Origin of the sequence: Salegentibacter chungangensis (assembly GCF_042678405.1) — a bacterium.
Lineage (GTDB): Bacteria > Bacteroidota > Bacteroidia > Flavobacteriales > Flavobacteriaceae > Salegentibacter_A > Salegentibacter_A chungangensis.
Genome location: NZ_JBHTLI010000001.1, coordinates 2,122,773 through 2,146,613, shown reverse-complemented (window position 1 = coordinate 2,146,613; position 23,841 = coordinate 2,122,773). Strand labels below are relative to the sequence as shown.

Sequence of the window (23,841 nt, the reverse complement as noted above, 5' to 3'; positions counted from 1 at the left end):
GGACATTCCTAAAAACGGGAAACCCCCGGCCATCTCTCGATGTCCAAGGGGTTTCCAACTAACCAACCAAAAAATTAAATTATGATATCTTTTATCCTCTATGTCTCATATTTCGTGCCGAACTTCGTTTTCCTGAAGAAGAATTTGATCTAATTTTGCGGGCTTTCGAAGCACTTTGTCTTCTTGAAGAGGTGCGGCTTTGAGCCTGAACCTTTCTCGGAGTTCTGTTGCTCGAGCTTCGGGCTGTTTGCCTTCTGCTGTTTCCGGAGCTTCTGCTTATCTGTATTTTTCTAACCGATGCCTTTTCTCTCGAAATTCGGCTTCTGGTTCTTACATTTTTATTTTGTGACCTGGATTGACGGGTACTTTTAATTTGTCGCGGCTGTCTTGTCCTGTTTACAGCTGTACCTCTCTTTTTATGAGACGATTGCTTTACAGACCTGCCGCGGGAGTTCGTATTGCTTTCCTTTCTGCTGGAGATGCTTCTGCTTCTTCGCTGAATGGTTCTTGCATCATCTTGAGCGGAATACTTAGGGGAGCGACCTCTTCTAACATCATCTCTTTGGTTTACACGGCTATTTCTGTTTCCTGCAACATTTGAGGAGCTCCTGTGATGGCTGACTTTCCTGATATCTCTTTTATGTGACACCCTTCGCCCACGGTTGTAAGATCTTACCTTTTGATTAGGACGGTAGAAATCACGATGTTTCCTGTGCTTATAATAAGTATTGTAATTGGTCACATAGGTATTATAATTTATCCTCTGAGGTTGATAATAGGCTCTGTAAGGACGGTTGAATACAATGCTTACATTTACATTCGGCCTTGAATAATAGCGGTGCCAGGGTCTGTGAATATATCTACGGTTATAGCGGTTAATGAAGCCGTTATAGTGGCTTATATGATGATGCCTGTTATAGTGAACATACAGGTTCCCGATCCTCGATATTCTACCGAAATGATTGTATTCTATGAATACATCTCCGGCCTGGACTATTCTTCCGTAGTAATCATAATATACGGGAACGGTTTCAATTTGGATCACCGCCCCATAATCGTCATACTGAACAAAGGTCTCATAATTGTAACCTGAGTTATAACTGATATTCACATTTGGAGTAGATATGTTTACCACACTTCTTCTTCTGAAGTCGGGGTTATAGTAAAAGTCAAATTCTCCGTTAGGATATATTGCGAATTCCACTCCGTCTTCTACAAAAATAAAGGAGTCTCCATAGGAATTTCTGGGGTTTACAGGAAGTTCTGTTGCACTTGCTGCTACTCCGGCGAATAGAAAGGCAAGTAAAATGGATAAATTTTTCATTGTATATATTTTAGGTTCTGGGGGGACTTTTGGAAAGTCATCTAAAATAATACAAAGGCTGTGCCAAAAAACTATATCATCCTGTTTCCTGAGGGTAGAAGGGCTTTCCGGGGCATATTAAGTTTTTGAATAGCAAGGGTTTAGATTCAGTGTAGTTTTTCTTTGAGGTATTTGGCTGTATAAGAATGTTCATCATTGGCAACCTCTTCAGGGGTACCTGCAGCCACAAGATTCCCTCCTTTTTCACCTCCTTCACGCCCAAGGTCGATCACGTGATCTGCGCATTTCACCAGATCCATATTATGTTCAATAACCACAACCGAATGTCCTTTCTCAATTAACGCGTTGAAAGATTTCAGCAGTTTATTGATATCGTGAAAATGAAGTCCGGTAGTAGGTTCATCAAAAATGAAAAGCGCTTTTTCTTTAGTATTTCCCTTTACAAGAAAGGAAGCGAGTTTTATGCGCTGAGCCTCCCCGCCGGAAAGAGTGGAAGAGCTTTGCCCCAATTTAACGTACCCAAGACCTACATCTCTTAAGGGTTTAAGTTTACTTACTATTTTCTTTTCCTCGTGTTTGCTGAAGAAATCTGTGGCATCATCGATGGTCATATTCAACACATCATCGATGTTCATATCTTCAAAAGTAACTTCCAGCACTTCTTTCTTGAACCTTTTACCGTTACAGGCCTCGCATTCCAGGTGCACATCAGCCATAAACTGCATTTCTATGGTCACTTCACCCTCACCTTTACATACTTCGCATCGGCCACCATCAACATTGAAGGAAAAGTGTTTTGCTTTGTAGCCTCTTATTTTAGCCAGTTTCTGGTTAGCAAATAAATTACGTATATCATCATAGGCCTTGATGTAAGTAACTGGGTTTGAGCGTGAGGAACGGCCAATAGGGTTTTGGTCCACGAACTCTACTGTTCCAAGCCCGTTAAGTGAGCCTTGAATTTTGGTAAATTGCCCGGCCTTTTCTCCGTAACCTCCAATCTCCTTTTGAATTGCAGGGTAGAGGATCTTCTTGACCAGGGTGCTTTTACCACTTCCGGAAACACCGGTAATTGCTGTAAAGACACCTAAAGGGAAGCTCACATCTATATTCTTCAGGTTGTTTTCCCGCGCTCCGATAACGGTAACTTCTTTTTTAGATTTTCTTCGCTTTTCAGGAACTTTTATTTCCATATTCCCATTCAGGTACTTTGCGGTCAGGGATTCTGATTTGAGGATTTGCTTCAAGGTTCCGGTTGCAACTACCTCACCACCATTGGTTCCGGCTTCAGGTCCAATATCAATTATTTCATCGGCGGCGTTCATAATATCCTCATCGTGTTCCACCACAATTACTGTATTTCCAAGATCCCGAAGATGCTTAAGAACACCTATCAGCCTTTCGGTATCTTTTGGATGGAGCCCAATAGAGGGTTCATCCAGGATGTACATAGATCCCACTAGGCTGCTCCCTAAAGAGGTGGCAAGGTTAATCCGCTGCGATTCCCCTCCGGAAAGACTATTGCTTTTTCTGTTCAGGTTTAGATAATCCAGGCCTACATTAGATAAGAATTCCAGCCTGTTATTGATCTCGGTGAGCAGGCGTTTGGCTATTTTCGCATCATATTCATTAAGTTCTAAAGAATGAAAGAACTCCCGAACCTTGTCCAGTGGCTTTTCTACAAGATCAGTAATACTTAATCCGTTAATTTTTACGTATTCGGCTTCAGGTCTTAGCCTTTTTCCTTTGCAGGCAGAACAGCGTGTCTTTCCTCTGTAGCGGGACAGCATAACCCTGTTCTGGATCTTATAAGCCTTGCTTTCGAGAAATTCGAAAAACTGGTTGATTCCTTCAAAATATTGATTCCCGTTCCAAACCAGGTTTTTTTGCTCCTCGCTAAGTTCAAAATAGGGTTTGTGAATAGGAAAATCGAATTTATGCGAATTGTTGACCAGCTGATCTCTGTACCAGCTCATACTTTCTCCTCTCCAGGGAAATATGGCATTTTCATAAATGGAAAGGCCTGTATTCGGGATCACAAGATCTTCATCTATCCCTATCACATCGCCATAACCCTCGCATTTGGGACAGGCACCGTAGGGATTATTAAAACTGAATAAGTGTACGTTAGGCTCCAGAAAGTTTATACCGTCTAATTCAAACTTATTGCTGAAGTGACGCTGCTCATTATCTGAGAGCTTTTCGATATATAGTTCGCCTTTCCCCTCAAAGAAAGCCGCTTCAACGGCATCAGCAAGACGGTTATAAAAGTCCTCTTCGTCTTTGGTGATGATCCGGTCCACCACGAGGGAAGTGTCTTTAGCCTTTACTTTTTTTAGATCGGCTTCATCAATTCTTAATACTTCATCCTTAACTTTTATCCGGCTATAACCCTGTTGGGCAAGTACTTTTATTTTTTCAGATAAGGAACGGCCTTTTTCAAGATGGATAGGAGCGAGGAGCAATAGTTTTTCGCGCTCAGGAAAGTTCTTTATAAACTTTATCACATCGGTAACCGTGTCTTTTTTAACCTCATTACCTGATACTGGAGAATAGGTTTTTCCGATCCTTGCAAAAAGAAGTTTCAGGTAATCATAGATCTCTGTTGATGTACCTACTGTAGACCTGGGATTGGTAGAATTCACCTTCTGTTCTATGGCAATGGCAGGAGCTATTCCTTTTATAGAGTCTACCTTAGGCTTATTTAACCGGCCAAGGAATTGGCGGGCATAAGAAGAGAGACTTTCAACATAGCGTCGCTGCCCTTCGGCATAAAGAGTATCGAAGGCAAGACTGGATTTACCGGAACCGGAGAGCCCCGTAATAACCACAAGCTTGTTCCTGGGGATTATGACATCTATATTTTTAAGATTGTGCAGTTTTGCACCTTGTATGATTATATTTTCCTTTGGATTTGCCTTTGCAAGCTCAGTGTTCATGCTCATTATTCTTCAGTAAGGATGCAAAGGTACTTAATATGAAGCAGTGTATAAAGCGGAAAAAATCTTATAGTATTGTTAAAATCTTAAGGTTTTATTTGTAATAGTCAAATTTATCTTGCTATATTTGAAGCCAATAACGACCACTAAATTCACTTGCCTATAGCATACAGTTACTTTTAAACTAAAAAACCTAACCCTCAGGTTGCCCTATCATCCTGAACAAAAGTAACTGATATGAAGAACGTTAAAGTTAATGACGATGCTATTCTCGTACGGGAATATATCCACGGCGATGAGCAGGCGCTTTCCCAATTAATCAATCGCCACCAACACCGCATTTACAGTTTTATTTATTCCAAAGTCTTTGATAAGGACGTAGCCGAAGATGTTTTCCAGGACACCTTTATTAAAGTGATAAGAAACCTTAAGCGAGGCAAATATAATGAAGAGGGTAAATTTCTTCCTTGGGTGATGCGTATTGCGCATAACCTGGTGATAGACCACTTCAGGAAAAACAAACGGATGCCGAAATTCGAGAATAACGGTGACTTCAATATTTTTTCGGTGCTTAGCGATTCAGACCTTAACGCCGAAAAGCAGATCATTAAAGATCAGATAGAGAACGATGTAAAAGAATTGATCAAGGAATTGCCTGAGGATCAACTGGAAGTATTGGTGATGCGTATCTATAAGGATATGAGTTTTAAAGAAATTTCAGAGCGTACAGGAGTGAGTATTAATACCGCTTTAGGGCGTATGAGATATGCACTTATCAACCTTAGAAAGATCATAGAAAAGCATAATTTGGTTTTAACCAACTAGTTTACAATATCCTCCAAATTTTTGCGTTATACTTCCAAACCAAACGCAAAAAATTAAATAATGGGGAAACTTTACGTTAAAAAACCTTCGAAAGAAGAAAATTTGAATGAATTGAAGCCAAGTAAAGAAACAGTGCAGTTTCTTTTAGATTATTCTAAAGCTTTGAGTGTTATTGACTGTAAAAGTTTGAAGATCGAAATGCTTCTAAACTAGAATTGACCGAAAAAGACCTGTTTTTATTAGCCTGCAGGTCTTTTTTTATTTCTTGTTTTTATAGTATTCTTTGATAACACTCTTTCTGCCAATCGTATTTGTGATAATGTCTTTTTCGAGATTCCAGCCCCTGGCAGGAGAATATTGTCTGCCATACCAGATGATCTGAAGATGAAGTTTGTTCCAAAGATCTTCTGGGAAAAGTCTCTTAGCGTCTTTTTCGGTCTGAGTAACGTTCTTCCCGTTACTTAAATTCCAGCGGTACATTAAACGGTGGATATGAGTATCTACAGGAAAAGCAGGAACATTAAAGGCCTGGGCCATTACCACGCTTGCAGTTTTATGGCCTACAGCGGGTAGTTCTTCAAGAGCATCTATATCGGCAGGGACTTCACCATTGTATTTCTCAAGCAAGATTTCAGACAAACCGTGTATACCCTTGGATTTCATTGGTGAAAGCCCAACAGGTTTAATAATCTCCCTTATCTCTTCAATACTTAGTTTGACCATTTTTTCCGGAGTGTCGGCAATTTCAAATAGAATGGGAGTGATCTGGTTTACCTTTACGTCTGTACTCTGTGCAGAGAGCAGTACCGCAATCAATAAAGTGTAAGGATCTTTATGGTCCAGCGGAATTGGAATTTCGGGATATATCTCATTTAACGTATCAATAACGAACTGAACCTTTTCCTGTTTCTTCATATTGTGTAAATTTATGGCAAAAGTAAGAATTATGACGACATTAGAAGCGGGCGATAAGGCCCCGGATTTTTCTGTAGAAGATCAGGACGGAAATACGGTTAAGTTAGAAGATTTTAAAGGAAAGAAGCTCGTACTTTTTTTCTACCCAAAGGCCAGTACGCCCGGATGTACGGCTGAAGCCTGTAACCTGAGGGATAACTGGAAAATGTTTCAGGAAAAAGGATACGCTATTCTTGGTGTAAGCGCCGACTCAAAGAAGCGCCAGCAGAATTTCAAGAATAAATATGAACTGCCCTTCCCGCTTTTAGCCGATGAAGAGAAAGAGGTGATTAATGCCTATGGCGTTTGGGGACCTAAAAAGTTTATGGGTAAAGAGTATGAAGGTATTCATCGAACCACCTTTGTTATAGATGAAGAAGGGAAGATTGAAGATGTGATCAAAAAGGTGAAAACTAAAGAACACACGGCCCAGATTCTATAAATACCATAGTAGTATTTAAATAAAAAAGGAGGCTTTTTAAAAAGCCTCCTTTTTTATTATGTATGAGCCGTGTTCATTTATTCTTTAAAACCTGCTTTCAGGAGTGTTGCTATGGAATCGCAATTTTCAATTTGTAATTCCAGTAACTTTTCTTCTGCCTTTCCGGATACCACAAAGATCCCGCAAGGCTCTTTTTGAGTTTTGCTCTTATCGAAATCTACGTCTCCTTCTTCAAGAATATAGGAAACTGCGGAAGTATCGATTGCGTTCTTGCTGAAAAAACTAAGGGATTCATCGGTCCATTTTCTTTCCTTGATCCTTATATTCTTAAGGACCCTGTCGTTTGGTAAATAGTCACAAGAGGTTTTCTTCCCTGAAAGAAAAAAGATGAGAATAATAATACCGAAAAATAACCCGAGGGAGTAATATCCGATACGGTGAATTAACTTCATATACTTTAAAAAATAAGCAGATTGATGTCTCGGTAAGAAAGATCAAACCAGTCTGCGATAGATTTATTGGTCAAAATTCCGTGGTAAAAGTACAAACCATTTCGTAAACCTTTGTCAAATCTCAGGGTATTTTCAAGTCCGCCTTCTTCGCCAATATGAAGCAAATAAGGTGTGAAAATATTACTTATTGAAAGAGAGGAAGTTCGTGCATACCTGGATGGAATATTAGGTACGCAATAATGAATAATATCGTGTTTGGTGAAAATAGGCTTATCATGTGTGGTGATCTCACTGGTCTCCACGCAGCCGCCCATATCTATACTTACATCTATAACCACAGCCCCTCGTTTCATAGTAGCGACCATATCTTCGGTAATCAATACCGGAGAGCGGTTCTTACCCCTTACTGCGCCAATTAAAACATCACAACGCTTAATGGCCTTGCTTAAATTCTTAGGTTGAATGGTAGAGGTGTAGAAGGTTTTCCCTACACTGGCCTGTATATTTCTGAGCCTTGTTAAGGAACTGTCGAATACCTTTACATTAGCTCCCAGGCCTATTGCCGATCTGGTGGCGAACTCTCCAACGGTACCGGCTCCAAGGATTACCACTTCAATAGGAGGGACCCCGCTTATGTTACCAAACATAAGACCGTTTCCTTCAGCGTGATTACTCATAATTTCTGAAGCGATCAAAACCGAAGCGGTTCCTGCAATTTCACTTAATGCCCTTACAATGGGGTAACTTCCGTCATCATCGGTAATATATTCAAAAGCCAGGGCTGTAACTCTTTTTACGGCGAGTTTTTGAAAATATTCCTTGCACTGGGTCTTTAGCTGAAGGGCCGAAATAAGAATAGTCTGTGGGTTGATCATTTCCAGCTCTTCCAGGGAAGGGGGCTCTACTTTTAGAATAATAGGGCAGGAGAAGACCTTTTGAGTGTCTTTCGTGATCTCTGCACCGGCATTGGAATAATCTTTATCGCTGAATCTAGCATAATTACCGGCCCCTGATTCTATTAAAACCCTGTGGCCGTGGGCTGTAATGGCAGCTACAGCATCCGGGCTAAGGCAAATTCGCTTTTCCTGGTAAGAGGTTTCCTTAGGAATGCCTATAAAAAGCTGCCCCTTGTTTTTATAGATCTCAAGAGTTTCTTCCTGCGGAATTAATTGTTCTTTGGTGAAAGGCGAAACCTGTTTTCCCATAGTTGCGATATACTTTTAAAGAATTAAAGTACAACTATTTTTAGGAATATTAAACAAAGCCTAAAGTTTGCGGTAATAGTCCTCATCTGCCATACTAAGTTCAGGTTCCTGATCCTGGAAGCCTTTTACTTCACTCATATCTTTGTCAGATATTGGTGAGAAGACCGACACCTCGGTCTCTTCGAGTTCACTGAGATCAATGCCATAAATACGGTCGAAAATTTTTATTCTGATCAGGTATACAATTGAAAGGATAATTATAAAAAAAGGCGCTAGGTAAATTAACTGGTCGGTATCTAATACATTGGATTCAATATATACATCTTCATAAAAAGCTATAACAAGCTGAAAAGCATACATGGTAATAGGTACAAGAATAACGTGGTACCACCAATGTTTACAAGTGAAGAACCAGATAAATAGAAGAAAAAGAGGAGTGATCTTACCCAGGTAGGTCCAGGCGGCTGTCATCACATCTTTGTAGTAGTTACTCTCATAGGTAAAAAACGAATTTTCCCAAACACGGTTGTTTGGGAAAATTTCATATAAATAAAATATATAAGGTGAAAATGCTATAGATAGTGCTATTAAACTACCCAGCAGCAGGAATCCTGATCTTTGATTTTTCAACAGCTTGTTTCTTGATTGGATCATTATTGGTATCGTTATCTGAAGTTGAAGTTACAAAAAAGCTTGCTCCAAAAATTGCTGCTGCGAATAATACTGCTTTAAGTTTCATAGTGATATAGTTTTAGGTTGTTGTTTCGTTTTGTTTACTGAAGCAAACCTATAGAAATATAAAACACTATAAATAAATACATTATCCGTACTTTTGCACCTTTTTTCGCGGCAAAAATCGGGCTATTTTCAAGTCGGAAAACTTTACATAAGTAAGTTAAAAGAAAGCTTTTTCCCGTTCACTTATCCTATATCTTTTTTACGGCTTGTTTGATTCAATTCTTTTGTACTTTTATTCTTACAATTTAATTTTGATGATAATTTTATAAAATCAGATTTTTTTAACAAATATTTAACACTCTTGTTTTTTCATCAATGACCTCTATATCCAAAATTTGGGTGTTTTCACCCAGCAAATTATGGACCTTTTCGGGCCATTCAATAAAAATCCAGGTATCCTGAGCCAGATAATCTTCAATTCCCATATCCAATGCCTCCGATTCATCTTCAATTCTATAAAAATCGAAATGATAGATCGGGCCTTCAGGAGTTTCATATTCATTAACCAATGAAAATGTAGGACTGGAAACAATATCTTTTGCTCCTAACTCCTTTACCAAAGATTTAATTAGTGTGGTTTTTCCTGCCCCCATTTCCCCATTAAAGAGAAGCGTCTTGCTTTTAGAGTGATCGAGTATGTGCCTTACGGCCATATCAATTTGCGATAAAGTGTAGGTGACAGACATATTTATTTCAGACTTTAGGCGGTATAAAGATAAATAAAATTTACTAAAAGCATTTAGTAGTCTGAAAAACAACTGCTTAACGAAGCGAAATAAAGAGGTTAAAATCCCGATTCTCAGGATTTTAACCTCTGATAATATGCTATTTAGGATTCAGCACACTAAAAGGAATAATCATTTCCTCCAGGGAAACTCCCCCGTGCTGATAGGTGTTCCGGTAATAGCTTACATAATGGTTGTAGTTGTTAGGATAAGCAAAAAACAAATCTCCCTTTGCAAATATGAATGAGCTGCTCATATTAATACTTGGTAAATGTATTGACTTTGGGTCTTTAGCCGCAAGTACATCCTTTTCCTCATAAGTAAGACTTTTTCCGGTCTTGTATCTTAAATTAAGACTTGTATTCTTATCACCTATTACCTTAGAAGGATGCTTTACATTAATAGTTCCGTGGTCGGTGGTGATAATGAGTTTAAACCCTAGTTGTTGTGCCTGCTGTATGATCTCCAGCAAAGGAGAGTTCTTAAACCAGCTGTGTGTAAGAGAACGGTAAGACTTATCGTTGGAGGCAAGTTCTTTAATCACTTCCATTTCTGTCTTCGAGTGGGAGAGCATATCCACAAAATTATAAACCACTACCGTGAGATCATTGTCTTTTTGTGTTTTGAAGTTTTCAACAAGCTTTTTTCCGGCTTTAAGGCTGCTTATTTTATGGTAGTCATATTTAATATTCAAGCCAAGCCTGTTCAATTGCTCTCTTAAAAAATCTGCTTCATAATTGTTCTTACCACCTTCGTCGGTATCATTTTTCCAGTATTTCGGGAATAACTTCTCCATATCGCTTGGCATAAGGCCTGAAAATATAGCATTACGGGCATACTGCGTGGCGGTTGGCAGAATACTATAATAAGGTGACTCCTTTTCCTTTTTATAATAAGGAGCGATTACCGGTTCAAAAGCCTTCCACTGGTCATAACGTAAATTATCTATCACTACAAGAAGTGTTGGCTGATCTTTGTTTATTTCCGGCACCACTTTTTCTTTAAAGAGGGTGTGGGACATTACCGGCGCATCGGCATTCTTCTCGAACCAGGACGGATAGTTCTTATCTATGAATTTACAGAACTGTGTATTGGCTTCCAGTTTCTGAGATTCCAGAATCTCAAACATCCCGCTGTCCTCAATGGTCTCCAGCTGAAGCTCCCAGTAAATCAATCGCTGATAAAGCTCGGCCCACTCTTCATAGGAGTTTACCTGCGACATTTCCATTGCTATCTTTCGGAATTCCTGCTGATAGTTGGAAGTAGTCTTTTCTGAAATCAGTCTTGAATGATCCAGGTTCTTTTTAAGGCTTAGGAGGATCTGGTTCGGGTTTACCGGTTTTATAAGGTAGTCGGCTATTTTAGAACCAATAGCTTCCTCCATAATATATTCTTCCTCACTCTTGGTGATCATTACCACCGGGACGTTCTCCCTTTTTTCCTTTATTTCTGAAAGGGTCTCCAGGCCGGTGAGTCCGGGCATATTTTCATCAAGGAATACGATGTCAAAATTATCTTCCTCAATTTGCTCCAGAGCCTCGGTTCCGCTTTTGGCGGTAGTCACTTCATAATTCTTAGATTCAAGGAAAAGGATGTGGGGCTTAAGCAAATCTATTTCATCATCTACCCATAGTATTTTGATGTTATTCATATATGTATCTTTGTTATAAATTTATAAGAAATAATAAGCTTGACTTCAAATAAGAAACTTAAAATCCTAAACGATCCAATTTACGGATTTATTACCATACCGAGCCAACGGATCTTCAATATCATTGAGCATCCTTACTTTCAAAGATTGCGCCGAATTTCCCAGATGGGGCTTTCATATCTTGTATATCCCGGAGCTCATCATACCCGTTTTCATCACGCCATAGGATGCGTTCATTTAATGCAGAAAGCCGTGCAGGTGCTTAGGCATAAAGGGGTTGAGATCTCTCCTGCCGAAGAAGAGGCGCTTCAGTTCGCGATTTTAATGCACGATATTGGTCACGGACCTTTCTCTCACGCGATGGAACACAGTATTGTAGAAGGGGTGGATCACGAGAGTATTTCCCTGCTTTTTATGGAGGAAATGAACCGAAACTTTAACCAAAGTTTAACTCTGGCCATTGAGATCTTCAAGGGTACCTATGAACGAAAATTCCTGAATCAGCTTATATCCAGCCAGATGGATATGGACAGGCTGGACTATCTTAAACGGGATTCCTTCTATACCGGGGCTGTTGAAGGTAACATAAACAGTGAACGGCTTATCACCATGTTGAATGTTGTGAATGATGAGCTGGTAGTAGAAGAAAAAGGGATCTATTCCGTAGAAAAATTTCTTGTTGCCCGCAGATTAATGTACTGGCAGGTATATCTGCACAAGACCAGTCTTGTGGCCGAACAGCTTTTGATAAGGGTGCTCAAACGCGCAAAAGAGCTGATAGATGAAGGTAAGGAAGTTAAAGCCAGTGAGGCTCTAAGTTACTTTCTTCACAATAAGATCACCAAAGAGTCATTTGACAGGGATACACTCGAAATATTTTCCAAACTTGATGACTACGATATCGTTTCAGCGATGAAAGAGTGGGAGAATTGTGAGGATTTTGTGCTGAGCAATTTGTGTTCTATGATCATAAACAGAGACCTCTTAAAGGTCAAGATCAAAAAGAAAAGGCCTTCAGATCAAAAAATGGAGAAACGAAAGTCGGCGCTTCAGGAGAAATACGGGATTTCAGATAAGGAAGCTTCTTACTTCGTTTTCCGGGGTGAGATCGCCAACCTTGCCTATAAGAGTGAGAACAACAATATTAATATCCTGCATAAAAACGGGAAGATTAGCGATGTAGCCAAGGTTTCAGATCAGTTAAACCTGAAAGCCCTTTCCAAAACCGTGGTGAAGCATTATATATGCTATCCGAAGTCTAAACATTAACACATTTTTTTTACTTTTGCCAGAATGAAGTTTACAGCAGCACAAATCGCAGAGATTTTAGAAGGGGAAATAGAGGGGAACCCCGAAGCCGAAGTTTCTGAACTGGCTAAGATAGAAGAAGGCTCTGAAGGCTCCCTGACGTTTTTGAGCAATCCAAAATATACCTCCTATTTATATACCACAGGTGCGTCTATTACCATTGTAAATAAAGATTTTGAGGTAGAACAGCCGGTAAACACTACTCTTATAAAAGTAAAGGACGCCTATAAGGCATTTTCAACTTTACTTGAATATTACAATCAGATTAAACTCAATAAAAGTGGAATAGAGCAACCAAGCTATATTTCAGATTCCGTGAAACACGAGGAGGGGCTTTACCTTGGTGCCTTTGCATATATTGGAGAGAATGTGAAATTAGGTAAAAACGTGAAGGTTTATCCTAATGCCTATATCGGTGATAATGTAACCATAGGTAATGATGTTACTATTTTTGCGGGGGTGAAGATCTATTCTGAAACCATTATCGGGAACAACTGTGTGATCCATAGTGGAGCTATTGTAGGTGCGGACGGATTCGGATTTAGTCCCGATGAAAAAGGAGAGTACAGCAAAGTGCCTCAAATAGGTAATGTTATTATAGAAGATAACGTTGATGTTGGAGCAGCAACCACAATAGACCGCGCCACACTTGGGTCGACCATAATCCGAAAAGGAGTGAAGCTGGATAACCAGATTCAGATTGCCCATAATGTAGAGATCGGAGAAAATACGGCTATTGCAGCACAAACGGGAATTGCAGGGTCTACCAAGATCGGAAAGAATTGTCTTATTGGCGGTCAGGTAGGGATTGTTGGTCACCTTAGTATTGGCGACAGGGTTAAAATCCAGGCACAGTCCGGGATAGGCAGAAATGTGAAAGATGATGAGATTTTGCAGGGATCACCCGCCTTCGGATACAATGACTTTAATAAGTCTTTTATTCATTTTAAAAATTTGCCGAAAATCGTAAATAATATATACCAACTGGAAAAAAAATTAGGAGAAAATGGCTGAAAATATGGCAAAACAACAAACCATAAAGAATGAAGTTTCCCTGGAAGGAGTTGGACTTCACACCGGAAAAGAGGTAAAGCTTACCTTTAAACCGGCCGCCGAAAATACCGGCTATGTCTTCAGAAGAACAGATCTTGAAGGGTCTCCGGAGATTGAAGCTGATGTAACCTATGTGGTAGAGACCCAACGCGGAACCAACCTTGAAAAGAAGGGGGTGAAGATCCAGACCTCAGAGCACGTTCTTGCTGCCTGTGTAGGCCTTGAGATCGATAATATCATTATTGAGCTTAATGCTTCAGAACCTCCAATTATGGACGGGTCTTCCAAGTTCTTTGTGGAAGCCCTTGAAAAGGCAGAAGTAGTTGAGCAGGACGCTGAAAGGGAGGAGTTTGTTGTGAACGAAGTGATAAGTTATCACGATGAGAATTCTGGAAGCGAGATTATCGTTATGCCCGCAGATGAATACCAGGTGACTACTATGGTTGATTTCGGGACAAAAGTTCTTGGGACTCAGAACGCTTCCATCCAGCACCTTTCAGAATTCAAGAAAGAGATCTCTGATGCCAGAACCTTCAGTTTTCTGCACGAACTGGAATCTCTTTTAGATCACGGCCTTATAAAGGGAGGGGATCTTAATAACGCGATTGTATATGTAGATAAGGAGATAGGAGAAGAAACCCTTCAGAAATTACGCGGAGTATTCCATAAGGATGATATTTCAGTAAAACCCAATGGGATTTTAGATAACTTAACCCTTCATTATCCTAATGAAGCGGCTCGTCACAAATTGCTTGATGTGCTTGGCGATCTTGCCTTGGTCGGTACCAGAATTCGGGGTAAAGTGATCGCGAATAAGCCGGGGCATTATGTGAACACCCAGTTTGCTAAAAAACTGGCCAAGATCATAAAAGCTGAAAAAAGAAGTAATGTTCCAAAAGTGGATCTCGATCAGAAGCCATTGATGGACGTGAACGATATTATGAATATTCTGCCTCACCGCCCACCGTTCTTACTGGTAGACAAGATCTACGAATGTACCGATACCTGTGTGGTGGGAGTAAAGAATGTTACTATGAACGAACCTTTCTTTGTAGGCCATTTTCCAGGTAAACCGGTTATGCCGGGAGTGCTTCAGGTTGAGGCTATGGCTCAGACGGGTGGAATACTTGCATTAAAATCTGTTCCGGATCCTGAGAATTATCTTACTTATTTTATGAAGATAGATAACGTAAGGTTCAAACAACAGGTAGTGCCCGGAGATACTTTAATTTTTAAATTAGAATTACTTGCGCCAATCAGACGCGGAATTTGCCAGATGCAGGCTTATGCCTATGCGAATGGGAAATTGGCAACTGAAGCGATCCTGATGGCCCAAATCGTTAAATCAAAATAAATAATATGAACCAACCTTTAGCATATGTGCATCCCGGTGCCAAGATTGCCAAAAATGTGGTAATAGAACCTTTTACAACAATTCATAATAATGTTGTAATTGGGGAGGGAACCTGGATTGGTTCTAATGTGACAATAATGGAAGGCGCTCGTATCGGGAAGAACTGTAGCATTTTTCCCGGTGCCGTGATCTCTGCGATCCCGCAGGATAAGAAATTTAATGAAGAGGATACGCTAACCGAAATTGGGGATAACACCACCATCAGGGAATGTGTTACTATTAACCGTGGAACTTCAGACAGGATGAAAACCGTTATTGGCAAGAACTGCTGGATTATGGCTTATTGCCATATTGCCCACGATTGTATTGTTGGCGATAACTGTATTTTCTCTAACAACAGTACCCTTGCCGGTCATATTAATGTAGGGGACTACGTTGTGCTTGCGGGAATGGCTGCCATTCAGCAGTTCTGCAGTATTGGTAATCACGCCTTTGTTACCGGGGGATCCCTGGTAAGAAAAGATGTGCCGCCATTCGTTAAAGCCGGAAGAGAGCCTCTGTCTTATGTAGGTATAAATTCCATCGGGCTCAGAAGAAGAGGTTTTTCAACTGAAAAGATCAGGGAAATACAGGATATTTACCGGATATTATATCAAAGAAACTATAACAACTCTCAGGCAGTTGCCATAATAGAAGCCGAAATGCAGGCAACAGCCGAAAGGGATGAGATTCTTGAATTCATTAAAAACTCACAACGAGGTATCATGAAAGGATACTTCAGTTCAAATTAAATTATATTCAAATGGCAAATACCAGTGATATCAGAAATGGTTTATGCATTCGCTATAACCACGATATTTATAAGATTGTTGAATTCCTTCACGTAAAACCGGGGAAAGGTCCCGCTTTTGTGCGTACCAAGCTTAAAAGTGTAACCACCGGAAAAGTGATCGAGAATACTTTTTCTGCAGGGCATAAAATTGATGATGTGCGTGTGGAAACTCACAAGTATCAGTTCTTATATCAGGACGGGGAATTCTATCACTTTATGAATGTGGAAGACTATACCCAGATAAGGCTTGTGGAAAGTGCCTTGGATCAGCCTAAACTTTTAAAGGAAGGCGAAGTGGTGACCATCATTATCAATACCGAAGATAATATGCCGCTTTCTGTAGAGATGCCGGCAAGCGTGGTGCTTGAGGTGACTCATACCGAACCTGGTGTAAAAGGTAACACGGCTACCAATGCTACTAAACCCGCAACGGTAGAGACCGGAGCTGAAGTGAACGTTCCTTTGTTCATTAACGAGGGCGATAAGATTAGGGTAGAGACCGATAAGGGTACGTATAAAGAGCGTATCAAAGAATAATTACAGAATATAAAAAAAGGATTGGAGCATATCAGTTTCAATCCTTTTTTCTTTAAATTTTCCTGAATGAAATTTCCTCAGAAACACAGCCTTAAGCAGATAGCCGGATTGTTGTCCTGCAAGTTTGTAGGGGACCCTGATTTTCCGGTATACGGAATGAATGAAATTCACGTGGTTACCCCTGGTGATATCGTGTTCGTAGACCACCCGAAGTATTACGATAAGGCCTTGAATTCTGCCGCGACCGTGATCCTTATCAATAAGGAAGTGGAATGCCCTGAAGGAAAAGCCCTGCTGGTTTCAGAAGATCCCTTCAGCGATTTTAATAAACTCACCGAGTATTTCAGACCGTTCCAGAAGTCTGAAAAGATGATATCAGATTCGGCTAAGATCGGGGCGGGGACAATAATCCAGCCGAATGCATTTATTGGGAATAATGTGGAAATAGGGGAGAACTGCCTTATCCATCCTAATGTCACTATTTATGACAATGCCGTGATTGGCAATAACGTGACCGTACATTCAGGAACCGTGCTTGGCGGCGATGCTTTCTATTATAAAAACAGGCCCGAAGGCTTTGATAAGCTAAAATCTGGCGGCAGGGTGGTTATTGAAGATAATGTGGATATTGGTGCCAATTGCACCATAGATAAGGGTGTTACCGGGGATACTACCATTAAAGAGGGAACCAAACTGGATAATCTTATTCAGATAGGACATGATACCGTGATCGGTAAAAAATGCCTGATCGCATCTCAGGTAGGGATTGCCGGCTGCGTGATCATAGAAGATGAAGTTACCGTTTGGGGACAGGTTGGGATGAGAAGCGGGATCACCGTTGGCAAAGGTGCTGTTCTTATGGGACAGGCCGGGATCACCAAATCTGCAAAAGCAAATACCATTTATAGCGGAAATCCGGCGATGGAATCCAGAGCTAAATTAAAAGAGTTGGCTCTTTTACGACAATTGCCTAAATTGATCGAAAAATTAAAATAAAGTATATGAGTTCAAAAGGGAAGGAAATCGTTGAAAATTTTTACGAGTCTTTTTATTCCGATTCTAAAGTCTTAGAAAAATATCTTCATCCTGAAGCATCTTTGTGCTGGCATTCCAGTATTGGATACCGGGAGATGGATTTTTCCCAAATATCGGGACTCACAAAGGAGATGGCTGAAAACTATGATGACCTTAGAATTGAAGTGGCCTCTTTAATTCAGGAAGACGGTCAGGTGGCCATACACTTCACGTATCACGTCAAAACCATAGAGAATCCGGAGGAAGAAATGCCCTTGGCGCACTTTATGGCAACCTGGGAACTCAAAGACAATAAGCTCTATAAAGGCTACCAGATCAGCCAACTGGCTGAATAATAAATTCCAGTTTTTATACTTCTATCTGGCCGGTTTCATCAAAATCTGTCAGATTTTTTGTTTTTTAACAATTCTACAAGTGTAGAATTAAATGTTATGTTCTACATTTGTAGAGTTAGTTCTAATCAAATAGAAAATGCAGCTCTCAAAGTCAGAAGAACAATTAATGCAGCTCTTATGGAGGCAGGAGAAAGCTTTTATGAAAGATCTTATAAATGCCTATCCCGATCCCAAACCTGCACAAACGACCGTGGCGACTTTACTCAAAAGAATGCAGGATAAGGGCTTTGTAGATTATGTGCAGGTAGGTCGTTCCCGGGAATACCTTCCGCTGGTAAAGAAGAAGGACTATTTTTCGAAACAGGTGAAAGGGCTTATCCGCAATTTCTTCAACGATTCTGCCACGCAGTTTGCTTCCTTTTTCACTAAAGAATCAGATTTAAGTAAAAGTGAGCTGGAAGATTTGAAAAAGCTGATAGATGAACAGATTAAAAGGAAAAAGTGATGATAGAGTATCTAATAAAATCCACCTTATGTCTTTTAGTGCTTTTTGTTTTTTATAAGCTGGCACTGGAAGGTGAGCATATGCACAAGTTCAAAAGGTTCTATCTTTTAGGAAGCCTGGTGCTATCACTTGTATTACCGATTATTGGATTCACATATCATACCGGGGCAGTTACTGCCGAAGCTGACACTGGATCTCAGGTTGTTAAAAGCGGAAGCCTTGTTGCTGAAAACCTGGTGGAAACCACCCAGTTTTCAGATTTAATGCCTTATCTCATCGGAATAATTTATTTAGCAGGACTGATCTTTTTCGGTATTCGGTTTTTCAGGAATTTGAGGGAGATCTTTCTGAGGGTGAAACTGAACAAACAAATCAGGATGCCTCATTATACGAACGTGCTTTTAAAGGAAAGACTTAGCCCGCATTCTTTTTTGAAATATATCTTTTTAAATAAAACGTCCTATGAAAGAAGAGAAATAGAGCAGGAGGTCCTTAAGCACGAAGAGGCTCACGTAAGACAGAGACACTCATTAGACATATTAATAATAGAAGGGCTACAGGTGATTTTTTGGTTTAACCCGCTTTATATCTTGTATAAAAGCGCAATGCAGATGAACCACGAATTCCTGGCAGATAAGGCTGTTGTGGAAAGCAGTGGACATACGTTAGATTACAGCAAATTATTATTCAATTATTCCGCAGGTCGGCATCAGGGCCTGACGAGTTCATTTAATCATTCATTAATCAAAAAACGAATACTTATGATTTCAAAACCATTTTCAAAAAAGAGACTGGCAACAAGACTGAGCCTGTTATTGCCGGTATTGGCGGTTTGCATTTTGCTTTTCAATAACGGAATTACCGCAAAACCCCTGGACAATACTCCTGTGACCGCTGGAATTCACGTAGATCAGCAGGAGCCAAAGGAGTTGACAATAAAGATTGCCGGAGAGCAAATTTGGGTGAACCAAGAAAAGGTTGCTCTTGAAGATTTCAGCAGGGCAATAAACCGGGCAACAAAAGGTATGACCGAAGAAGAACTAAGGGAGTTGAAACTGAACTTTAATGTTCAGCTGAAAGAAGGGGAAGAAGGTCGCAGTTTTCTTCAAAAATTTAACCGGGAATTCCTTGAAACCAGACTTTCGAAGGTACTGGGACAGGATCTTTTTCCACCGGCACCACCAGCTCCACCAATACCAGAAGAAGCCAATGTTCCTGCACCCCCGGCACCGCCTGCACCGGCTCCGAAAGTAAAGGATGTTCCCAGAGCATCAGAAGTGAAGGTTACAAGAAGGATCGAGGTCATTAAGGAATCCGAGGAGAACGGAGCAAAGGAAATGACCGTCGTTAAAATGGGTGAAAATGAAGATGGAGCTTCATTTAAGTCCATCGGGGATGCAAACTTTTACTTTAACGGAGAAAAAGTAAGCAGGCAGGAGGCTGAACGCCTTATGAAAGGTAAGAAGGATATCCGCATAGAGGTGAAGAAAATCGATGACAAAAAAGCGGAAGTGCAAATTCACTCTGACGATTAGTGAACCAAATACAATTACAAAAATCTACCGGAGCGCGTCAGCTTCGGTTTTTTTATGTTTTGGATAGGGGTATGTAATTGCCGAAAGAAGGCTTAATATAGTTCAAAAACACTATAAATTCAGGTTAAATACTGCAATAAACTTCTAAAAAGACTTTAAGTTTTATTTTTAAAAACATACTTTTGTAACGCAAAATTTCAATTAAAATCTATGAGCGTTTTAGTCAATAAAGATTCGAAAATAATCGTGCAGGGTTTTACCGGTAGTGAAGGTACTTTCCATGCAGAGCAAATGATAGAATACGGTACTAATGTTGTGGGTGGAGTTACTCCGGGAAAAGGAGGTTCAAAACACCTAGACAGGCCGGTATTCAACACAGTTTCTGATGCTGTGGAACAGACCGGAGCCGATGTTACTATAATTTTTGTGCCGCCGGCTTTTGCTGCCGATGCAATTATGGAAGCTGCCGATGCCGGAATTAAAGTTATTATTACTATTACTGAAGGTATTCCTGTTGCCGATATGGTAAAGGCTTCAGATTATATAAAAGACAGAGACTGCAGGCTTATCGGGCCAAACTGTCCTGGTGTGATCACTCCCGGAGAGGCTAAAGTTGGTATTATGCCTGGCTTCGTTTTCAAAAAGGGAAAAGTAGGAATCGTTTCTAAGTCTGGAACCCTTACTTATGAAGCGGCCGACCAGGTGGTGAAGCAGGGGCTTGGTATTACTACCGCTATAGGGATTGGTGGTGACCCGATTATTGGAACCACTACCAAAGACGCTGTAGAGCTTTTAATGAACGACGATGAAACCGAATGTATCGTGATGATCGGTGAAATTGGAGGACAACTTGAGGCTGATGCAGCGAAATGGATCAAGGAGAACGGAAACAAGAAACCGGTGGTAGGATTTATTGCTGGTGAAACTGCTCCCGCCGGAAGAACAATGGGCCACGCAGGTGCTATTGTAGGTGGAAGTGAGGATACCGCTCAGGCTAAAAAAGCGATTTTAAAAGAAAATGGAATCACTGTTGTTGATTCTCCTGCAGAAATTGGAAAAACTGTTGCTGAAGTGCTTAAAGCTTTAGTATAAAGAAAATATATTCTTATTAGATCCTTCTGCGATTGTTCTCTTCAGAACAATTTCAGGAGGATTTTTTATTTAGTGCCTTTCAGGGGTTTTGTTATATTTGAATCTGTATAAAAACTAAGTCAATCGAAATATGAAATTATTAGAAGGAAAAAATGCGATTATAACTGGTGGTAGCCGTGGTATCGGGAAGGGTATTGCAAAAGTATTTGCCGAGCAGGGAGCTAATGTAGCTTTCACTTATAATTCTTCAGCTGAAGCTGCTCAGGAGCTGGAAAAGGAATTAAGCGCTCTTGGGGTTAAAGCCAAAGGATATAAGTCTAATGCTGCCGATTTTGAGGAAGCCCAGGAGCTTATAAAAAATGTAGCTGAAGATTTTGGCGCTATCGATATCCTGATAAATAATGCCGGTATCACCAAAGACAACCTTCTGATGAGAATGAGCGAGGAAGATTTCGATAAGGTGATAGAAGTTAACCTGAAATCGATCTTTAATATGACCAAAGCCGTGCAACGTACAATGCTTAAGCAACGTCACGGCAGTATCATTAATATGAGCTCTGTAGTGGGCGTTAAGGGTAACGCCGGTCAGGCTAATTATGCGGCTTCTAAGGCCGGGATAATAGGTTTCTCCAAGTCTATGGCTCTAGAACTGGGATCAAGAAATATCAGGACCAACGTGATCGCTCCTGGTTTTATCGAAACCGAAATGACTGAAAAACTTGACGAAAAAACGGTTGAAGGATGGAGAAATGCCATTCCGCTTAAAAGAGGGGGGAAACCGGAAGATATTGCAAATGCCTGTGTTTTCCTGGGTAGTGATCTTAGCGATTATATTACCGGGCAGGTGATACACGTAGACGGCGGAATGCATACATAATTTCAGACTTCGGAATCTGTTCGAAAAAGTCATAGAAATTTTTCTAACTTTATAGAACTGGTTCTAATCATTTTTGATGTCTGCAATAACAATTTTATATATAGCCCTGGCAGCAATCTTTGCGCTGGGGTTTTCTTTTTTTCAATACCTGTTTAAAATTAAAGGTAAAGGAAGGGATGGCTTTATTCTTTTCTTTCTCCGGTCAGCATCGGTTTTCATCCTTCTTTTGTTGCTCATCAATCCAAAGATAACATCCAGAAGTTTTGAGGTTGAAAAGCCTAATCTTGTGCTTGCAGTAGATAATTCAGCTTCTGTTGCTCACCTCGGGCAGGCTGACAGCCTTTTGAAATATGCTGAAAGGTTAAGGAGTTCGGAGGAGCTCCAGGAGCGATTTAATATCACGAGCATTAATTTTGGGCAGAAGGTTTCTGCCGAAACCAACCCGGAATTCAATGAACCTCAAACCGATATAAATTCTGCACTGGAAAATATAGGGGAGCTTTTTAAGCGGAAGAGTACAGCAGTAATTCTTATGACAGACGGGAATCAGAGCCTGGGCAGGGATTATTCTTACTTTCAAAAGGAACAGAATCAGAGAATATTACCCTTGGTGATCGGGGACACTACCCGGTATGCCGATCTGTACCTCTCAAACCTTAACGTGAACCGTTATGCTTTTCTGAATAATCGCTTTCCTGTAGAAGCTATCGTTAATTATACGGGAGATGAGCCGGTAACTACAAAATTTCAGGTTAAAGCCGGAGAAAGCGTCCTGTACTCGAGAAACCTTGAATTAAGCAAAGAGAATAATTCAGTACTTATAGAAACCACCTTGCCGGCCACAGGATTAGGAGTGCGGACATACCAGGCAGTTTTGACACCCGGAAATTCTGAAAAGAACCTTATTAATAATGCTGAAAAGTTTGCCGTAGAGGTCATAGATGAGCGTACAAATATACTGCTCTTAAGTTCCATAACTCATCCGGATCTGGGTGCTATAAAACAAGCTGTAGAAAGCAATAAGCAGCGTAATCTTGAAATTCGTTATTTAGACAATAAAAAAATTGAACTGAAAGATTATCAATTGGTTGTGATGTATCAACCGAACTTAAACTTTAAGTCTGTTTTAGAACAACTTGAGTCAGATGGGGGCAATGTTTTGCTGGTCACAGGTACACAAACCAACTGGAACTTCGTGAATAACAACTTTGGTATCATTCAGAAAAATTATTCTTCTCAGCCTCAGGAGATCTTTGCTGTAATGAATCCTAATTTCGGGCAATTTCAGTTTGAAGATATTGGCTTTTCCGGTTTTCCGCCACTTGTAGATAAATTTGGGAACTTAAGTGTTAACTCGAATTCTCTTAACAGTTTACTATATCAAAAAATTGAGGGGATGGAAACTCGGCAACCTTTAATTGCTATTGCGGAGAACGGAAACAGGAAAACGGGCTTTTTGTTCGGTGAGAATATCTGGAGGTGGAGGGCTGCTTCCTATTTGGAAACAAAGTCTTTTGAAGAATTTGATGATTTCTTCGGAAAAATTATTCAAAATCTGTCTTCTCAAAAAAAGAGGGAAAGATTAAGCCTGGATTATAAATCCTTCTATTATGGCAATGAAGAAGTAGAACTTACCGCGCAGTATTTCGATGAGAATTATAATTTTGATCCCGGTGCTTCCCTGAGCATCCGTTTTAAAGCTAAGGAATCAGAAGAATATACCGAAGCTCCATTCCTTTTAAGAGAAAACTATTATGAGCTGAAGCCGGGTAACCTTCCCGAAGGGGGTTATGAGTTCACTGTGAGTGTGGAAGGGTCTAATATAAAGCGTTCCGGAACTTTCAGCATCATAGATTTTGACGTAGAGCAACAATTTAATTCGGCAAATCTTCAAAAATTAAAGTTGTTGGCTAACAACAATGAGGAACAGGTATATTACCCGGATAAATTAAATGGTTTGATAACTGAGCTGGTAAATGATGAACACTTTACTCCGGTGCAGAAAAGCCGCGAAAAAAGTGTACCTTTGATCGACTGGTATTATCTGCTATTCCTGCTTGCAGCATTCCTTGCTGCCGAGTGGTTCTTCAGAAAATACAAAGGTTTAATTTAAACTCTAATTATAT

The 23,841-nt window shown here is 40.2% G+C and carries 23 protein-coding genes; 14 read left to right on the top strand and 9 right to left on the bottom strand.

Going from position 1 to position 23,841, the window contains the following annotated elements:
* Nucleotides 1–91: 91 nt before the first annotated feature.
* Together ACFQ3Q_RS09795 and uvrA are read right to left on the bottom strand one after the other, a co-directional pair.
* A complete protein-coding gene (locus tag ACFQ3Q_RS09795) occupies nt 92–1,324 on the bottom strand; it encodes a hypothetical protein (RefSeq protein WP_380745246.1) in 1,233 nt (410 codons plus the stop codon).
* A 146-nt stretch (nt 1,325–1,470) separates the two neighbouring features.
* A complete protein-coding gene (gene uvrA, locus ACFQ3Q_RS09790) occupies nt 1,471–4,260 on the bottom strand; it encodes an excinuclease ABC subunit UvrA (RefSeq protein ID WP_380745611.1) in 2,790 nt (929 codons plus the stop codon).
* 237 nt (nt 4,261–4,497) lie between these two features.
* Here uvrA and ACFQ3Q_RS09785 point away from each other — a divergent pair, with 237 nt between their 5' ends.
* Complete coding sequence (locus ACFQ3Q_RS09785; protein ID WP_380745245.1) at nt 4,498–5,085, top strand: RNA polymerase sigma factor; 588 nt, start codon at nt 4,498–4,500, stop codon at nt 5,083–5,085.
* A 258-nt stretch (nt 5,086–5,343) separates the two neighbouring features.
* Here ACFQ3Q_RS09785 and ACFQ3Q_RS09780 read toward each other — a convergent pair whose 3' ends face one another.
* Nucleotides 5,344–6,000 (bottom strand): endonuclease III domain-containing protein, encoded by a 657-nt coding sequence (locus tag ACFQ3Q_RS09780; protein ID WP_380745243.1) that lies wholly within the window; start codon nt 5,998–6,000, stop codon nt 5,344–5,346.
* Nucleotides 6,001–6,031: 31 nt separating this feature from the next.
* Here ACFQ3Q_RS09780 and bcp point away from each other — a divergent pair, with 31 nt between their 5' ends.
* The gene (gene bcp / locus ACFQ3Q_RS09775; RefSeq protein ID WP_380745241.1) at nt 6,032–6,481 is read left to right on the top strand and encodes a thioredoxin-dependent thiol peroxidase; all 450 of its coding nucleotides are present in this window, start codon (nt 6,032–6,034) and stop codon (nt 6,479–6,481) included.
* Nucleotides 6,482–6,558: 77 nt separating this feature from the next.
* On the opposite strand, the gene ACFQ3Q_RS09770 is transcribed toward bcp, so the two are convergent.
* The 6 genes from ACFQ3Q_RS09770 to porX form a co-directional block, all read right to left on the bottom strand.
* On the bottom strand, nt 6,559–6,933 hold the full coding sequence (locus ACFQ3Q_RS09770) for a hypothetical protein (protein ID WP_380745239.1): 375 nt from the start codon (nt 6,931–6,933) through the stop codon (nt 6,559–6,561).
* Nucleotides 6,934–6,938: 5 nt separating this feature from the next.
* Nucleotides 6,939–8,138: an alanine dehydrogenase gene (locus tag ACFQ3Q_RS09765; RefSeq protein WP_380745238.1), complete on the bottom strand. Its 1,200-nt coding sequence runs from the start codon at nt 8,136–8,138 to the stop codon at nt 6,939–6,941.
* 60 nt (nt 8,139–8,198) lie between these two features.
* Nucleotides 8,199–8,768, bottom strand: a complete 570-nt coding sequence (locus ACFQ3Q_RS09760; RefSeq protein WP_380745236.1) for a hypothetical protein — start codon at nt 8,766–8,768, stop codon at nt 8,199–8,201.
* Nucleotides 8,731–8,877 (bottom strand): hypothetical protein, encoded by a 147-nt coding sequence (locus ACFQ3Q_RS09755; RefSeq protein ID WP_380745234.1) that lies wholly within the window; start codon nt 8,875–8,877, stop codon nt 8,731–8,733. Before ACFQ3Q_RS09755 ends, ACFQ3Q_RS09760 begins: the two co-directional genes overlap by 38 nt.
* A gap of 280 nt (nt 8,878–9,157) precedes the next feature.
* Nucleotides 9,158–9,562: a tRNA (adenosine(37)-N6)-threonylcarbamoyltransferase complex ATPase subunit type 1 TsaE gene (tsaE, locus tag ACFQ3Q_RS09750; RefSeq protein ID WP_380745232.1), complete on the bottom strand. Its 405-nt coding sequence runs from the start codon at nt 9,560–9,562 to the stop codon at nt 9,158–9,160.
* A gap of 139 nt (nt 9,563–9,701) precedes the next feature.
* The gene (gene porX / locus ACFQ3Q_RS09745; protein ID WP_380745230.1) at nt 9,702–11,252 is read right to left on the bottom strand and encodes a T9SS response regulator signal transducer PorX; all 1,551 of its coding nucleotides are present in this window, start codon (nt 11,250–11,252) and stop codon (nt 9,702–9,704) included.
* 39 nt (nt 11,253–11,291) lie between these two features.
* Here porX and ACFQ3Q_RS09740 point away from each other — a divergent pair, with 39 nt between their 5' ends.
* The 12 genes from ACFQ3Q_RS09740 (at nt 11,292) to ACFQ3Q_RS09685 (ending at nt 23,828) form a co-directional block, all read left to right on the top strand.
* Nucleotides 11,292–12,521: an HD domain-containing protein gene (locus ACFQ3Q_RS09740; RefSeq protein ID WP_380745228.1), complete on the top strand. Its 1,230-nt coding sequence runs from the start codon at nt 11,292–11,294 to the stop codon at nt 12,519–12,521.
* Between the two features lie 24 nt (nt 12,522–12,545).
* Nucleotides 12,546–13,574, top strand: coding sequence for a UDP-3-O-(3-hydroxymyristoyl)glucosamine N-acyltransferase (gene lpxD / locus ACFQ3Q_RS09735; RefSeq protein WP_380745226.1), 1,029 nt, complete (start codon nt 12,546–12,548; stop codon nt 13,572–13,574).
* Nucleotides 13,567–14,967 carry a bifunctional UDP-3-O-[3-hydroxymyristoyl] N-acetylglucosamine deacetylase/3-hydroxyacyl-ACP dehydratase gene (locus tag ACFQ3Q_RS09730; RefSeq protein ID WP_380745225.1) on the top strand — a complete coding sequence of 467 codons (1,401 nt, stop codon included), beginning with the start codon at nt 13,567–13,569 and terminating at the stop codon, nt 14,965–14,967. Before lpxD ends, ACFQ3Q_RS09730 begins: the two co-directional genes overlap by 8 nt.
* A 5-nt stretch (nt 14,968–14,972) precedes the next feature.
* Entirely contained in the window at nt 14,973–15,758 is a 786-nt protein-coding gene (gene lpxA, locus ACFQ3Q_RS09725; protein ID WP_380745224.1) for an acyl-ACP--UDP-N-acetylglucosamine O-acyltransferase, read from the top strand.
* A gap of 11 nt (nt 15,759–15,769) precedes the next feature.
* Nucleotides 15,770–16,336 carry an elongation factor P gene (gene efp, locus ACFQ3Q_RS09720; protein WP_380745222.1) on the top strand — a complete coding sequence of 189 codons (567 nt, stop codon included), beginning with the start codon at nt 15,770–15,772 and terminating at the stop codon, nt 16,334–16,336.
* Nucleotides 16,337–16,402: 66 nt separating this feature from the next.
* Nucleotides 16,403–17,332, top strand: coding sequence for a UDP-3-O-(3-hydroxymyristoyl)glucosamine N-acyltransferase (locus ACFQ3Q_RS09715; RefSeq protein WP_380745220.1), 930 nt, complete (start codon nt 16,403–16,405; stop codon nt 17,330–17,332).
* Nucleotides 17,333–17,337: 5 nt separating this feature from the next.
* A complete protein-coding gene (locus ACFQ3Q_RS09710) occupies nt 17,338–17,706 on the top strand; it encodes a nuclear transport factor 2 family protein (RefSeq protein ID WP_380745219.1) in 369 nt (122 codons plus the stop codon).
* Nucleotides 17,707–17,842: 136 nt separating this feature from the next.
* A complete protein-coding gene (locus tag ACFQ3Q_RS09705; RefSeq protein WP_380745218.1) occupies nt 17,843–18,211 on the top strand; it encodes a BlaI/MecI/CopY family transcriptional regulator in 369 nt (122 codons plus the stop codon).
* On the top strand, nt 18,211–19,746 hold the full coding sequence (locus tag ACFQ3Q_RS09700) for a M56 family metallopeptidase (protein WP_380745216.1): 1,536 nt from the start codon (nt 18,211–18,213) through the stop codon (nt 19,744–19,746). Before ACFQ3Q_RS09705 ends, ACFQ3Q_RS09700 begins: the two co-directional genes overlap by 1 nt.
* A 210-nt stretch (nt 19,747–19,956) precedes the next feature.
* Nucleotides 19,957–20,838, top strand: coding sequence for a succinate--CoA ligase subunit alpha (gene sucD / locus ACFQ3Q_RS09695; protein ID WP_380745214.1), 882 nt, complete (start codon nt 19,957–19,959; stop codon nt 20,836–20,838).
* A gap of 130 nt (nt 20,839–20,968) precedes the next feature.
* On the top strand, nt 20,969–21,715 hold the full coding sequence (gene fabG, locus ACFQ3Q_RS09690; protein WP_380745213.1) for a 3-oxoacyl-[acyl-carrier-protein] reductase: 747 nt from the start codon (nt 20,969–20,971) through the stop codon (nt 21,713–21,715).
* 76 nt (nt 21,716–21,791) lie between these two features.
* Nucleotides 21,792–23,828 (top strand): vWA domain-containing protein, encoded by a 2,037-nt coding sequence (locus tag ACFQ3Q_RS09685; protein WP_380745211.1) that lies wholly within the window; start codon nt 21,792–21,794, stop codon nt 23,826–23,828.
* Nucleotides 23,829–23,841 lie beyond the last annotated feature (13 nt).

What these genes read in the sequence shown, in the direction of transcription:
- ACFQ3Q_RS09795 (WP_380745246.1), bottom strand. Translation starts at nt 1,324, where the DNA reads ATGAAAAATTTATCCATTTTACTTGCCTTTCTATTCGCCGGAGTAGCA.
- uvrA (WP_380745611.1), bottom strand. Translation starts at nt 4,260, where the DNA reads ATGAACACTGAGCTTGCAAAGGCAAATCCAAAGGAAAATATAATCATA.
- ACFQ3Q_RS09785 (WP_380745245.1), top strand. Translation starts at nt 4,498, where the DNA reads ATGAAGAACGTTAAAGTTAATGACGATGCTATTCTCGTACGGGAATAT.
- ACFQ3Q_RS09780 (WP_380745243.1), bottom strand. Translation starts at nt 6,000, where the DNA reads ATGAAGAAACAGGAAAAGGTTCAGTTCGTTATTGATACGTTAAATGAG.
- bcp (WP_380745241.1), top strand. Translation starts at nt 6,032, where the DNA reads ATGACGACATTAGAAGCGGGCGATAAGGCCCCGGATTTTTCTGTAGAA.
- ACFQ3Q_RS09770 (WP_380745239.1), bottom strand. Translation starts at nt 6,933, where the DNA reads ATGAAGTTAATTCACCGTATCGGATATTACTCCCTCGGGTTATTTTTC.
- ACFQ3Q_RS09765 (WP_380745238.1), bottom strand. Translation starts at nt 8,138, where the DNA reads ATGGGAAAACAGGTTTCGCCTTTCACCAAAGAACAATTAATTCCGCAG.
- ACFQ3Q_RS09755 (WP_380745234.1), bottom strand. Translation starts at nt 8,877, where the DNA reads ATGAAACTTAAAGCAGTATTATTCGCAGCAGCAATTTTTGGAGCAAGC.
- tsaE (WP_380745232.1), bottom strand. Translation starts at nt 9,562, where the DNA reads ATGTCTGTCACCTACACTTTATCGCAAATTGATATGGCCGTAAGGCAC.
- porX (WP_380745230.1), bottom strand. Translation starts at nt 11,252, where the DNA reads ATGAATAACATCAAAATACTATGGGTAGATGATGAAATAGATTTGCTT.
- lpxD (WP_380745226.1), top strand. Translation starts at nt 12,546, where the DNA reads ATGAAGTTTACAGCAGCACAAATCGCAGAGATTTTAGAAGGGGAAATA.
- ACFQ3Q_RS09730 (WP_380745225.1), top strand. Translation starts at nt 13,567, where the DNA reads ATGGCTGAAAATATGGCAAAACAACAAACCATAAAGAATGAAGTTTCC.
- lpxA (WP_380745224.1), top strand. Translation starts at nt 14,973, where the DNA reads ATGAACCAACCTTTAGCATATGTGCATCCCGGTGCCAAGATTGCCAAA.
- efp (WP_380745222.1), top strand. Translation starts at nt 15,770, where the DNA reads ATGGCAAATACCAGTGATATCAGAAATGGTTTATGCATTCGCTATAAC.
- ACFQ3Q_RS09715 (WP_380745220.1), top strand. Translation starts at nt 16,403, where the DNA reads ATGAAATTTCCTCAGAAACACAGCCTTAAGCAGATAGCCGGATTGTTG.
- ACFQ3Q_RS09710 (WP_380745219.1), top strand. Translation starts at nt 17,338, where the DNA reads ATGAGTTCAAAAGGGAAGGAAATCGTTGAAAATTTTTACGAGTCTTTT.
- ACFQ3Q_RS09705 (WP_380745218.1), top strand. Translation starts at nt 17,843, where the DNA reads ATGCAGCTCTCAAAGTCAGAAGAACAATTAATGCAGCTCTTATGGAGG.
- ACFQ3Q_RS09700 (WP_380745216.1), top strand. Translation starts at nt 18,211, where the DNA reads ATGATAGAGTATCTAATAAAATCCACCTTATGTCTTTTAGTGCTTTTT.
- sucD (WP_380745214.1), top strand. Translation starts at nt 19,957, where the DNA reads ATGAGCGTTTTAGTCAATAAAGATTCGAAAATAATCGTGCAGGGTTTT.
- fabG (WP_380745213.1), top strand. Translation starts at nt 20,969, where the DNA reads ATGAAATTATTAGAAGGAAAAAATGCGATTATAACTGGTGGTAGCCGT.
- ACFQ3Q_RS09685 (WP_380745211.1), top strand. Translation starts at nt 21,792, where the DNA reads ATGTCTGCAATAACAATTTTATATATAGCCCTGGCAGCAATCTTTGCG.